Here is a 12,765-nt window from a genome sequence, read left to right on the forward strand (position 1 = left end):
ATGTTTCTCCTTTGTGAACATTATTGTAGTCCAGTCCAGATAGCAATCGGTTGCTCCCCAGACTGATGGGGTAAAAACGTGATTGTCATCTCTTGAAGAGGAGATGCTTGTTCGATCACCAGGAGCTCGTGAGTTTGGAGGGTTTGAGAATGATTGGTTCCCCATTCGAGTGTTAGTGGACAGAGAGCGTAGATCAATTGATAGCGACTCTGACTTTTGACACTCTCTTTTGGGGATATAGCACTCATATGCCCCTGATAAGAAGGTTTGTAAATTAAATTAAAGTCTTGACAAGTCCCTTGGCTAGATACAGGATCTCCCCCATCAAAGAAGTAGCTTTGAAAGGGGTTCAAAACCACTTCTTTATGGTGATGGGTGAGCCTAATGGAGGCATTCAAGGGCATCAAGATTCGGTGGTAGCCCGTGAGATCGGTAAAGTTACTTTTTTCAACCTCTACCGTTGCAGTAGAGAGGCGGAAGTCAAAGGTCCGATCTGGATAGCTTCCTCCCTCTGGGGAGAGAAAGAGTTGGGTGGTTTGGCCACCGGACCAGGTAGAAATTTGATAATCTGCGGGGGTAAGATGAAGGAGAGTCACCATAGGACGCCTTCTTTCTTAAAAGAGACCAGTGATATTGCCGTGGGCATCGATATCAATCTTTTCACTGGCAGGAACTTTAGGTAGGCCAGGCATGGTCATAATGGTACCAGTGAGAGCTACGATGAAGCCAGCTCCGGCAGCCACCTTAAGGTTACTGATTTTAACTGTGAAATCTTTTGGTGCTCCCATTTTCTTCGCATCGTCTGAGAAGGAATATTGGGTTTTGGCCATACAGATTGGGTAGTTCGAGAAGCCAAGAGCTTCTAATTCTTTGAGTTCTCGTTTGGCTGCTGGTGTTAAGCTGATGCCTTTACCACCATAGACTTTTGTGACGATCTTGGTCAATTTTGTTTCAATGCTGTCTTCTTCGTCATAGACATAAGAGAAGTGGTTTTCTTCTTGAGCCAGTTGAATGACTTTTTCAGCCAAGTCACGACCACCAGCTCCACCTTTTGCCCAGACATCTGAAATGACAACATCTACATTGCGTTTCTTACAAGATTCATAGACAGCTTCTAGTTCGGCTTCTGTATCCAGTGGGAATTTGTTAATGGCAACGACCACAGGTAGACCATAGACTTCTTGGATGTTGGCCAAGTGTTTGTCTAGGTTTGGTAGACCATCGATAACGGCTTGGACATTTTCCGTAGCCAAGTCTGCTTTAGCAACTCCACCATGCATTTTGAGGGCACGAATGGTTGCGACGAGGACAACGGCAGCAGGTTTGAGCCCGGCCATGCGGCACTTGATATCGATGAATTTTTCAGCACCGAGGTCTGCTCCAAAACCAGCTTCTGTCACAACATAGTCTGCATATTTGAGGGCTAGTTTAGTAGCCAACACACTGTTACAGCCGTGGGCGATATTGGCAAATGGTCCGCCGTGGATGATGGCAGGAGTATGCTCCAAGGTTTGCACCAAGTTTGGATGGATGGCATCTTTGAGGACAGCTGCCATGGCACCTCCAGCCTTGAGGTCTTTGGCTGTGACCGGTTGTCCTTGGTAGTTGTAGCCGATAATGATGCGATCAAGACGTTCTTTGAGATCAAGGATGTTTTCTGAGAGACAGAGAATGGCCATGATTTCAGAAGCCACGGTGATGTCAAAGCCATCTTCACGAGGAACCCCGTTTGTTTTTCCTTGAAGGCCATCGACAATATGACGGAGTTGACGGTCGTTCATATCGACCACCCGTTTCCAGGTAATACGACGAGAATCGATGCCCAACTCATTGCCGTGATGGATATGGTTGTCAATCAAGGCTGCAAGGAGGTTGTTGGCAATCCCAATGGCATGGAAATCTCCGGTAAAGTGAAGGTTGATATCTTCCATTGGAACCACTTGGGCGTACCCGCCACCGGCAGCTCCACCCTTGATTCCAAAGACAGGGCCAAGTGAAGGTTCGCGCAGGGCAATGACGGCTTTTTCACCAATAGCTGAAAGAGCATCGACCAAGCCAACAGAGGTGGTTGTCTTTCCTTCTCCAGCAGGTGTCGGAGAGATGGCTGTCACGAGAATCAGCTTTCCATCTTCCTTGTCCTTTAGTTGTTCCAGTTGGTTGCTATCAATTTTTGCCTTGTATTTTCCGTAGAGCGAAATATCGTCTTCGGTCAATCCAAGTTCAGCAGCGATATCAGTGATTGGCTTCATTTGGACAGAATTGGCAATTTCAATATCCGATAAAACCATAGAATCCCTTCTTTCTTTATTTTTATTTGCTAGGTTTAAGATAGACTTTCTAAAATGGTTTGGTAAATGTTATCTGCAAGATCAGAACCGGTTTGGAGGAGTTTGAGTCCCTTGCCGTGGTATTCTTGGACGAAGTCTTGGTCCTTGATTCCTGAAATGTTGATCAAGACATTGAGCCAAGCACCTTGAAGGCCAGCTTTAAGATTCAGAGCAGCTACCCCTAGGTCACTAGCCGCATTGGTGTTGGACTTGCCAACAGCTTCTTTGGTGGTTTCAAGAGCTTCAACGATGAGCTCCATCATAGAGAAAGGAGATACTGTCGCATGTTTCAAAGCTTTTTGCATGGCTTCACGACGAGCAGCTTTCTCTTCTTCCGTTTCTTTTGGAAGATCAAAGACAGCTGATACAACGTTGAAGGCTTCTGTATCCTTGTCGATGGCTTCTAGTAATTGGTCTTGGAGGTGAGCGCTTTTTTCATGAACTGCTTTGATGTGGTCTTCAAATTCAGCGTATTTTTTCTTTCCAATGGTCAGTTCGCAGACCATTTTTGTAAGGGAAATCCCATTTGCAGCGGATAGGGCAGCAGCAGAACCACCACCTGGAGCTGGAGCATCTGAACCAAGGACCTTGGCAAACTCCGTAATACTTAAGTCAACTAGTTTCATAGAACTCCCTTTCTAACCCAACAAGTGATTTTCCAAGACTTGTTTGCTGTAGTCAAAGTCTTCTAATTGTAAGTAGTATTCAGCAGAGTCGATCAAAGCCTTAGCAGGAGCCAGTCCAATGAGTTCTGTTCCGATGATGCGAACACCATAGCGTTGCGCTTCGAAACGAACGGTTTCAACGACACGATACAATGGGAATTGTTCCAAGTTGACCATGTTGATGGAGACTTGGGCGATGTTGCGATCTTCTAGCATGACGCCGATCGCTTTACAGTATTTGTATCCACCGCTTGATCCACGAATGATTTTAGAAATTTTATTGGCAATCTCTAGGTCGTCTGTATCAAGGTTGATATTGAAGGCAACGAGTGGCATACGGACACCGACAGCTGTAACCCCTGCAGTTGGGTGAATCTTGCGTTCACCGTAGTCTGGCTTCCAGTCTTCTTCCAACAATTTTTCTGGCATTCCTTCAAATTGTCCTTTACGCACTTTAGCCAAGTTCTTCCGTTCTGGGCGAGTTGCAGCATCTTCATAAAGGAAGATTGGAATACCTAATTCACGATTGATGCGTTCGGCTACTTTGTTAGCAATCTCAACGCATTCAGCTGTAGTGATATCCTTAACCGGAACGAATGGACAAACGTCTGTTGCCCCCATACGAGGGTGTTCGCCTTCGTGCTTGGTCATATCAATGTTTTCAGAAGCGTATTTCACCAATTGGAAAGCCACTTCTTGAATGCTTTCTTCATCCCCAACGAGTGTAAAGACGCTACGGTTGTGGCTGGCATCGGACGAGTAGTCTAGTAAAGTGACACCTGGAATACTTTTTGCTGTAGCTGCTAATCCGTCGATCACAGCCTGATTGCGTCCTTCAGAGAAGTTTGGAATACACTCAACAATTTTTGCCATATGATTACCTCTTTTTATAGGAGAAGGTGGGGAGGAGGAGTCTTTGTATTTTCCTCCCCTTTCTCAGTTTTTATTTTTTGATGTTAAAACAATTTTTGAACGGCTTCTTTGACCAAATCTTCATCTGCCAGATAAGGAATGGTGATATGGTCTGTTCCTGCATGGAGACGGTTGTACTCGATCGCTGTTTCAATGGCATGGTTATTCCGTGCCCAGTTCCGACGAGCAACCCCACCCATAGTGTCCCAGGCAATGGCAGACTTGATGATTTCATCGATCCGGTGGCTACCGTCTAAGACGAGCCCAAATCCACCGTTGATAGCTTTACCGATACCAGTACCACCACCGTTGTGGAGAGCAACGAGACTCATACCGCGAGCAGCGTTACCAGCGTAACATTGAACCGCCATATCACAAGTGACGTTCGAACCATCCTTGATATTGGAGGTTTCACGGAATGGAGCATCTGTACCAGATACGTCGTGGTGGTCACGTCCGATCATGACCGGTCCGATCTTACCTTGGCGAATGAGTTCATTGAATTTCAAAGCAATGTTGACACGGCCCATGCAATCTTGATAGAGGATACGAGCTTGTGTACCAACCACCAATTGGTTCTTTTCAGCATCGCGGATCCAGTTGTAATTGTCGCGGTCTTGGTAGCGACGAGTTGGATCGATCGCTTCCATAGCTGCATGGTCAGTTGCAATCAAGTCTTCGTGTTTACCGCTGAGGCAGACCCAACGGAATGGACCATAACCATAGTCAAAGAGCATAGGTCCCATGATATCTTCTACATAAGATGGCCAAATGAAGCCGTCTTTGTCATCGAGACCATTCTTAGAAATTTCCTTGATGCCTGAGTCGTAAACAGATTTCATGAAGGCATTACCATAGTCGAAGAAGTAGGTACCTTTAGCTGTCAAGGCTTTGATCACTGCAAAGTGACGAGCCAAGGTTTCATCAACCAGGCGATGGAAGGTTTCTTTGTCTTCTGCCAGCAAACGTGTCCGTTCTTCAAAACTAATGCCAACTGGGCAATAGCCACCATCATAAACGTTGTGGCAAGAGGTCTGGTCAGACAAAAGATGAACATGGACTTGGTGTTCGTTGACATATTCGAGCAAGTCTACGATATTACCATGGTAGGCAATCGAAGTGGATTCACCAGCTTCCAGTGCTGCTTGAGCCAATTTCACAGCTTCTTCGGCACTGTCGGTCACTTGGCTAATCCAGCCTTGAGAGTGACGGGTTTCGATCCGAGAGCGGTCTACTTCTGCAACGATGGCCACCGCTTTTGCGATTTCAGCTGCTTTCCCTTGAGCGCCACTCATCCCACCGAGACCAGATGAAATGAAGAGTTTACCGGTCAAGTCGCCGTCATCTGGCACACCGAGTTTGAGACGACCGGCATTGAGAAGGGTGTTGAAAGTACCGTGAACGATCCCTTGAGGACCGATGTACATCCAGCCACCGGCCGTCATCTGACCGTAGTTCGTCACTCCCATTTCTTCAGCAATTTCCCAGTCGCGCATGTTATCATACTCACCGATCAAGAGACCGTTGGTAATGACGACACGAGGAGCTTCTGGTTTCGATTTGAAGAGGCCCAGAGGGTGACCAGATTCAACCACCAAGGTTTGGTCTTCTGTCATGACTTCCAAGTATTTCTTGATCAAGTTGTATTGCATCCAGTTAGCACAGACAGAACCTGTTTCTCCGTAAGTGACCAATTCATATGGATAAAGAGCAATTTCAAAGCTCAAGTTGTTGTCGATCATGACCTGCATAGCCTTAGCAGCTGTGCATTTTCCTTTGTACTCATCAATTGGTTTTCCGTAGATCCGATCTTTTGGACGGAAGCGATAGCCATAGATCCGACCGCGCGTTTTTAGTTCTTCCAGAAATTCTGGGATCAACTCTTGGTGGAATTTTTTAGGAATGTAACGCAAAGCATTTTTAAGGGCAATTTCAGTCTGAGCTTGCGTTAAGCGGAAGCCTCTATCAGGTGCTCGACGGATGCCTTCTTGAAAAGTCGCCTTTTCAGGTAGGACATCAAAGTCAAGTTTGACAGACATAGCAGCTGCAATTTCTTTCTCGTCTATAAATGACATAGCAGAACCCTCCTTATAGTTGGACTGTGAATTTATATTTTCTTTATTGTATCGAAGAAACGTCAATAAAGAGTCAAAAAAAAATATAATTTTTAATAAAGCAAAAAAAAATGAGGGAAAAACTTTTTGACTTTTTTTTGACGCTTTTTCTGTAGAATTGTAAAATGAATAACAATGGAAATAGAAAGGAATGTTTCATATGTCTGCTGATATCCTATTAACCCACTTTAACCAATTGTTTTGTCCAAATGATTTAGGCCATCCTCTCTATGGCAAGGAGATGGCAGAGGCAAAAATTCTTTCCGATGCTTATATCGCCATTAAAGATGGAAAGATTCTTGCAGTTGGGACAGGGCAACCAGATCCAGAACTGATCGATGACCATACGGAAGTAAAATCCTGTGAAGGAAAAGTTGCGACTCCTGGCCTGATTGACTGCCATACCCACTTGGTCTATGGAGGCAGTCGTGAACATGAATTTGCTAAAAAATTAGCAGGTGTTTCTTACTTAGATATCCTCGCTCAAGGCGGTGGAATTCTGAGCACGGTTCGGGCAACACGGGAAGCTTCTTTTGACACTCTCTATGACAAGTCCAAACGACTGTTGGATTACATGTTGCGTCATGGGGTGACAACAGTTGAAGCCAAGAGTGGCTATGGTTTGGATTGGGAAACTGAAAAACGACAATTGGATGTAGTAGCTGCCTTGGACCGTGACCATGAAATTGATCTGGTATCAACCTTTATGGCAGCCCATGCGATCCCAACAGAGTACAAGGGCCGTTCCCAAGAATATTTAGATCTCATTGTGGAGCAAATGCTTCCCAAAGTGAAAGAAGAAAAGCTAGCTGAGTTCTGTGATATTTTCTGTGAAAAAGGTGTCTTTACAGCAGATGAATCCCGCTATCTTCTTTCTAAAGCTAAGGAGATGGGCTTCAAACTGCGGATTCATGCCGATGAAATCGAATCCATTGGTGGTGTTGACGTGGCGGCTGAATTGGAATCCACTAGTGCAGAACACTTGATGGTGATTACGGATGAAGGCATTCAAAAATTAGCTGCAGCAAAAGTGATTGGAAATCTATTGCCAGCTACAACCTTCAGCCTCATGGAAGATACCTATGCACCGGCTCGTAAGATGTTGGATGCTGGCATGGCCATCACCCTAACAACGGACAGCAATCCAGGGTCTTGTCCGACAGCCAATCTCCAGTTTGCCATGCATCTGGGTTGCTTCATGATGCGCCTAACTCCAGTAGAAATTCTCAATGCGGTGACCATCAATGCGGCCTACTCAGTTGATCGTGCTAAAACAATTGGCTCTTTTGATGTTGGCAAACAGGCTGACATTACCATCTTTGATGCACCAAATCTAGATTATCTCTTCTATTTCTTTGCGACAAATCTCGTGACAGATGTCTACAAGAAAGGTCAAAAAGTCATTTAACCGACTCCATTTCATTTGGGACTTTGCTCGTTTGCAAAAATCAGCAAAGTCTTTTTTTAAAAACCTATCCCTGTAGGGAATAGGACCACTTTAGTAGAAAATTAAAATTTGACGTTCAAAGAATATTTTTCTTACTTTCTAATGTACAAAAAGGGAAATTCTTGATAGAATAGAAGTAATATTGAATATTTTCTTCAATATCATCTGTTTGACTGGAAAACAGATTGTTTAAATTATTCATCAAACGAACAGGTTGTTCAACAGACCTGTCTAGAAATTGTGAGGAGACAAGATGACTGTCGATTATAACAGCAAAGCTTACTTGGATAAAGTAGACGCTTGGTGGCGTGCAGCCAACTACATTTCAGCTGCTCAAATGTACTTGAAAGATAACCCATTGTTGAAGCGCGAAGTCGTTGAAAATGACTTGAAAGCTCACCCAATCGGACACTGGGGAACTGTACCAGGGCAAAACTTTATCTATGCTCACTTGAACCGTGCCATCAACAAATACGACTTGGATATGTTCTACATTGAAGGACCAGGTCACGGTGGGCAAGTAATGGTATCGAACTCATACTTAGATGGTTCTTATACTGAATTAAATCCAAACATCCCACAAAATGAAGAAGGCTTCAAACACTTGTGTAAGATCTTCTCATTCCCAGGAGGAATCGCTTCTCACGCTGCGCCTGAAACACCAGGATCTATCCACGAAGGTGGAGAACTTGGTTATGCCCTTTCTCACGCTGCAGGTGCTGTATTGGATAATCCAGATGTGATTGCTGCCACAGTTATCGGTGACGGTGAAGGAGAAACAGGTCCATTGATGGCTGGTTGGTTGTCAAATACCTTCTTGAACCCAGTCAACGATGGGGCGATCCTTCCAATCTTCTACCTCAATGGTGGGAAGATCCACAACCCAACCATCTTCGAACGCAAAACAGACGAAGAATTGGCCCTCTTCTTTGAAGGTCTTGGATGGAAACCAATCTTTGCAGACGTAACCGCTATTTCTGACGACCACGAAGCATCTCATGCTTTGTTTGCAGAAAAATTGGACGAAGCGATTGAAGAAATCAAGAAAGTCCAAGCAGAAGCTCGTAAAGGTTCTGCAGAAGAAGCAACTCAACCAGTATACCCTGTCTTGATTGCTCGTATTCCTAAAGGTTGGACAGGTCCAAAAGCTTGGGAAGGAACACCAATTGAAGGTGGCTTCCGTGCTCACCAAGTGCCAATCCCAGTAGATGCTCACCACATGGAGCATGTGGATGCTCTTCTTTCTTGGTTGGAATCATACCGTCCAGCTGAGTTGTTCGACGAAACTGGTAAATTACTTCCTGAAATTGCTGAAATCGCACCAAAAGGTGATCGACGCATGGCTATGAACCCAATCACAAACGCAGGTGTCATCAAGCCAATGGACACTGCTGATTGGAAGAAACATGCCTTCAAGATCGAAACACCAGGTGCTATCATGGCGCAAGATATGATCGAATTTGGTAAGTATGCAGCAGATCTTGTGGATGCGAACCCAGACAACTTCCGTATCTTTGGACCAGATGAAACCAAATCAAACCGTCTTCAAGAAGTCTTTACTCGTACAAGCCGTCAATGGTTAGGACGTATGAAACTAGACTACGATGAAGCTTTGAGCCCTGCTGGACGTGTGATTGACTCTCAATTGTCAGAACACCAAGCGGAAGGAATGCTCGAAGGATATGTCTTGACAGGTCGTCATGGATTCTTCGCTTCTTACGAATCATTCCTTCGTGTTGTAGACTCTATGATTACTCAACACTTCAAATGGTTGCGTAAATCTAAGACTCACACGACATGGCGTAAAAACTACCCAGCCTTGAACTTGATTGCGACTTCAACAGTATTCCAACAAGACCACAATGGCTACACTCACCAAGATCCAGGTATCTTGACTCACTTGGCTGAGAAAACTCCTGAATACATCCGTGAGTACTTGCCAGCAGATACCAATACGTTGCTTGCGGTGATGGACCAAGCCTTCAAGGAAGAAGACAAGATTAACTTGATTGTAGCTTCTAAACACCCACGTCCACAATTCTACTCAGTAGATGAAGCTGAAGAATTGGTACGTGAAGGATACAAAGTGATTGATTGGGCATCAACTGTTTCAGCAGATGAAGAGCCAGATCTTGTCATTGCAGCTGCAGGTACAGAGCCAAACTTAGAAGCTCTTGCAGCCATCACAATCTTGCATAAAGCCTTCCCAGAATTGAAGCTCCGCTTTGTCAATGTGGTAGATATCTTGAAATTGCGTCACCCATCCGTTGATGCGCGTGGACTTTCAGATGAAGAATTTGACAAAGTCTTCACAACTGATAAACCAGTCATCTTTGCCTTCCATGGTTACGAAGGCATGATCCGTGATATCTTCTTCAACCGTCACAACCATAACTTGCGCGTGCATGGTTACCGTGAAAACGGGGATATCACCACACCATTTGATATGCGTGTGATGTCTGAGTTGGATCGCTTCCACTTGGCACAAGATGCAGCTAATGCAGCTCTTGGAGAAGCAGCAAGCGCATTTGCAGCGAAGATGGATGAAACAATCGCCTTCCACCATGACTACATCCGTGAAAACGGAGACGATATTCCAGAAGTTCAAAACTGGAAATGGGAAAATGTAAATAAATAAGAAAAAGAGCCGGAGCAATCCGGCTTTTCAGATTTAAGACTAAGTCATATTAAAAACTTTGACTTCAAACTAAAACGTCCGTTCTATAAAGAAACGGACGTTTTTGATGTCTTAGACTGTTTTCTCCACCCAGACACTGCGGACAAAGAAGAGGGTGATCAGAGCTAGTGCTAGAAAGGCGACTCCAAGGTAATAATAGGGTTGATCCATTGTGGTAGATCGACCAGAGAGGTTGACAATCCCTCGGTAGAGGGCTCCAGCTGTGAGCGTAGCCACTCCTGAATTCCAAAGATTGAGACTCAGGCGAGAGAAGCCTTTCACCATCAACTGTAGAAGCACTAGTAGGGTGCCACCGATCAAAGGAATCAAGAATAGGTAGTGCATGAAGGCAGAGGTTTCGCCAAAACTAAAGTGTTCATAGATGCGACTTCCAACGAAGAAGAAAGCTGAAATCAGAGTATACCAGAGAATCGTTTTTTTCAACCGTTGTTTGATAGGATTAGTAACCGATGTAGACAATGTCACTCACCGCCCTTTCTGAGATAGTACCATTTGTTGTTGGTTTGTTAATAACTTGGCCATTGAAGTAAAGGGTAGAAGATCCACCCCCGTCCAGGTTGTAGGCTGTTTTAACGCCATAAGACTTCATCACTTCTGCTAATTGGTAGAGAGACAGGCCTTCACTTTCTGAAGTCCGTCCGTCTGACACGACGATAATGTAGTGGTTTTCATCGATGATCCCAATCGCTGTCCGTGGATTTGACGCCATAGATTGCCCGACCTCTGAGTTGGTATCGACGGTAATTTCTCCATTTTCAACTAAGGAAGGACCGAAAGCGAGGAGATTGACGACCCCGTTTTTGACCAATTGATCCGCAGAGATCTCATCTTCGTAGATAATTTTGAAGGATCCATCCTTGTAAATGGCCAGGTCACCATTGCTTGAATCTTCCCGAACGGTATCGCGGTAGACCACTCCATTTCGGATGACGTATCCTGTACTGTTAGCTCCGTAATAGTCACCATTCACTGCTAGAATGGCACTGTTGTTGGCGGCTGTGACAGAGGTTTTAGCAGTCACGTTGGTTCCGTAAGTATTTTGTGCAAAGGCTGTTTTGAGGTAGTCAGATGAGCTGACTGTAATATCTGCAATGTAAACCTGGGTATTTTCAATCGTTTTTTCTGTTAGGCTCACCTGGATATTGTCATCTGAATAGCTAGTATCCGTCGTTGTAGCCGATGCAGCTGCTTTTTTTGCTGCCTTGGTGTCCGTAGTCGTAGCTTTTACGGTTTGGATGGCATCGGATAAGACAAAGGTCTTGAGCATCGAGTAGCTAAAACTGCTGGTCAAAAGAAGGCCAAAGCAGGCAGCATAGGTGTAAGATTTTTTAAAGAATTTCATGGTGGGGAGCAGTCCTTTCTTTGAAGATCACTTTTTTCTGGATCACCCATGAGACCAGAAAGAGGAGGAAGCCGACGATAATCTTACTGATCAGGAGATTGAGCCCGAAAGCAGTATAGAAGAGTCGAATCAAGAGCGTATCGAGAATAAAGAGGCCGAGGGCTAGGCCAAAGTAGCCACTTCCAGTTTTAGCGACGCTGTCTTTGTTCTTAAAGACTAGGTGCTTATTGGTCGAGTAGTTAAAGATGGAACTCGTTACACGAGCGATCCCATTGGCTAGGAGAATACGCAGACTAATGGGCACGGCCATCATCACGAAAAGGAAGAAGGCGTAGACCAGATAGTCAACGATAAAACTACTCAGAGAGGAGAGGGCAAACTTGAACATGTCCTTGTAGATCATGAGGCCATCTCGAATAGGTCGGAAGTGAGAGCCTTCGTTGTCATTGATATAGACCGTCTCGATGGGAACTTCTACGATGGGGAAGGACTTGCTTGCTACGAGGAGCACATTCATTTCATATTCATAACGCTGTCCTTCAACTTCAAGCATGAAAGGCAAGAGATTCGTAGTGAAAGCTCGTAAGCCCGTTTGGGTATCGCTGACCGCCACTCCAGTTTGTTGTTTGAACAAGAAGCGGGTCAATTTATTCCCGAAAGCAGAATGCAAAGGAACTTTTCCAGAGAAGGCACGGGCTCCTAGAATAAGTGTTCCAGGATGCTCTTGAGATTGGTTAACAACCCTGAAAATATCCCAAATTTTGTGCTGACCGTCTGCATCAGCTGTAACAATGCTTCCATAGGTACCTCTTTCTAGGATGTAGGCATAAGCAGTCTTGAGAGCTTGTCCTTTTCCTTGGTTGTGCTCATGAGTCAGAACTGTCGCAAGACCTTCTAATTTGTCAAAGATCATTTTCTTGTCAGCGTCACTCCCATCGTCGACCACGATGATGTGGAGATCGCTTTTAGCGTGGACCAAGCGAACCAGTTTGACAAGATTCAGATCCGGTTGATAGGCGGGGATGATAAGATAATTCATAATCGTTCCTCGTTTCTTGAGATTTGTTGTAGCTAGTATAAAGACTCAAGCTTAAAGCTAACTGATATCAGTTTTTTTTAAGGAAAGGCGAGGAAGAGTGGGAATAGTTTCTACTATAAAATATCACTTTTTAGGGCATTTCTTTCCTTTAGAAGCGAACGTCCAGAATCATTTTTTAAATCCTAAAGATAATTCTTGCCTTTGTTCGAAAAGTCTGGTAT

The 12,765-nt window shown here is 44.7% G+C and carries 10 protein-coding genes; 2 read left to right on the plus strand and 8 right to left on the minus strand.

Annotated features, from left to right (window positions below; translation table 11 throughout):
- Window positions 1-20 precede the first annotated feature (20 nt).
- The 5 genes from O3602_RS04935 to O3602_RS04955 form a co-directional block, all read right to left on the minus strand.
- Complete coding sequence (locus O3602_RS04935) at window positions 21-599, minus strand: HutD family protein (RefSeq protein WP_003013270.1); 579 nt, start codon at window positions 597-599, stop codon at window positions 21-23.
- A gap of 15 nt (window positions 600-614) precedes the next feature.
- Entirely contained in the window at window positions 615-2,288 is a 1,674-nt protein-coding gene (locus O3602_RS04940) for a formate--tetrahydrofolate ligase (RefSeq protein WP_003008645.1), read from the minus strand.
- Window positions 2,289-2,323: 35 nt separating this feature from the next.
- Window positions 2,324-2,953, minus strand: a complete 630-nt coding sequence (locus O3602_RS04945; protein WP_371611265.1) for a cyclodeaminase/cyclohydrolase family protein — start codon at window positions 2,951-2,953, stop codon at window positions 2,324-2,326.
- Window positions 2,954-2,965: 12 nt separating this feature from the next.
- Window positions 2,966-3,865 (minus strand): glutamate formimidoyltransferase, encoded by a 900-nt coding sequence (ftcD, locus tag O3602_RS04950; protein WP_003008641.1) that lies wholly within the window; start codon window positions 3,863-3,865, stop codon window positions 2,966-2,968.
- A gap of 83 nt (window positions 3,866-3,948) precedes the next feature.
- Window positions 3,949-5,979: a urocanate hydratase gene (locus O3602_RS04955; RefSeq protein WP_003005205.1), complete on the minus strand. Its 2,031-nt coding sequence runs from the start codon at window positions 5,977-5,979 to the stop codon at window positions 3,949-3,951.
- 199 nt (window positions 5,980-6,178) lie between these two features.
- Between O3602_RS04955 and hutI the strand changes: the two genes are divergently transcribed.
- Both hutI and O3602_RS04965 read left to right on the plus strand, forming a co-directional pair.
- The gene (gene hutI / locus O3602_RS04960; protein WP_270299668.1) at window positions 6,179-7,426 is read left to right on the plus strand and encodes an imidazolonepropionase; all 1,248 of its coding nucleotides are present in this window, start codon (window positions 6,179-6,181) and stop codon (window positions 7,424-7,426) included.
- Window positions 7,427-7,718: 292 nt separating this feature from the next.
- The gene (locus tag O3602_RS04965; RefSeq protein ID WP_371611266.1) at window positions 7,719-10,103 is read left to right on the plus strand and encodes a phosphoketolase; all 2,385 of its coding nucleotides are present in this window, start codon (window positions 7,719-7,721) and stop codon (window positions 10,101-10,103) included.
- A 111-nt stretch (window positions 10,104-10,214) separates the two neighbouring features.
- On the opposite strand, the gene O3602_RS04970 is transcribed toward O3602_RS04965, so the two are convergent.
- The 3 genes from O3602_RS04970 to O3602_RS04980 are packed head-to-tail and all read right to left on the minus strand — an operon-like array spanning window position 10,215 to window position 12,544.
- Complete coding sequence (locus O3602_RS04970) at window positions 10,215-10,622, minus strand: hypothetical protein (RefSeq protein ID WP_371611277.1); 408 nt, start codon at window positions 10,620-10,622, stop codon at window positions 10,215-10,217.
- Window positions 10,603-11,505: a phosphodiester glycosidase family protein gene (locus O3602_RS04975; protein WP_003013470.1), complete on the minus strand. Its 903-nt coding sequence runs from the start codon at window positions 11,503-11,505 to the stop codon at window positions 10,603-10,605. The genes O3602_RS04970 and O3602_RS04975 overlap by 20 nt, the downstream gene beginning before the upstream one ends.
- On the minus strand, window positions 11,492-12,544 hold the full coding sequence (locus tag O3602_RS04980) for a GtrA family protein (RefSeq protein ID WP_371611267.1): 1,053 nt from the start codon (window positions 12,542-12,544) through the stop codon (window positions 11,492-11,494). Before O3602_RS04980 ends, O3602_RS04975 begins: the two co-directional genes overlap by 14 nt.
- Window positions 12,545-12,765 lie beyond the last annotated feature (221 nt).

Source organism: Streptococcus sp. 27098_8_186 (assembly GCF_041432055.1).
GTDB lineage: Bacteria > Bacillota > Bacilli > Lactobacillales > Streptococcaceae > Streptococcus > Streptococcus dentalis.

Excerpts from the sequence above, each read along its gene's own strand:
- O3602_RS04975 (WP_003013470.1), bottom strand. The coding sequence starts at position 11,505 with ATGAAATTCTTTAAAAAATCTTACACCTATGCTGCCTGCTTTGGCCTT.
- O3602_RS04955 (WP_003005205.1), bottom strand. The coding sequence starts at position 5,979 with ATGTCATTTATAGACGAGAAAGAAATTGCAGCTGCTATGTCTGTCAAA.
- O3602_RS04935 (WP_003013270.1), bottom strand. The coding sequence starts at position 599 with ATGGTGACTCTCCTTCATCTTACCCCCGCAGATTATCAAATTTCTACC.
- O3602_RS04945 (WP_371611265.1), bottom strand. The coding sequence starts at position 2,953 with ATGAAACTAGTTGACTTAAGTATTACGGAGTTTGCCAAGGTCCTTGGT.
- O3602_RS04980 (WP_371611267.1), bottom strand. The coding sequence starts at position 12,544 with ATGAATTATCTTATCATCCCCGCCTATCAACCGGATCTGAATCTTGTC.
- O3602_RS04965 (WP_371611266.1), top strand. The coding sequence starts at position 7,719 with ATGACTGTCGATTATAACAGCAAAGCTTACTTGGATAAAGTAGACGCT.
- O3602_RS04940 (WP_003008645.1), bottom strand. The coding sequence starts at position 2,288 with ATGGTTTTATCGGATATTGAAATTGCCAATTCTGTCCAAATGAAGCCA.
- hutI (WP_270299668.1), top strand. The coding sequence starts at position 6,179 with ATGTCTGCTGATATCCTATTAACCCACTTTAACCAATTGTTTTGTCCA.
- ftcD (WP_003008641.1), bottom strand. The coding sequence starts at position 3,865 with ATGGCAAAAATTGTTGAGTGTATTCCAAACTTCTCTGAAGGACGCAAT.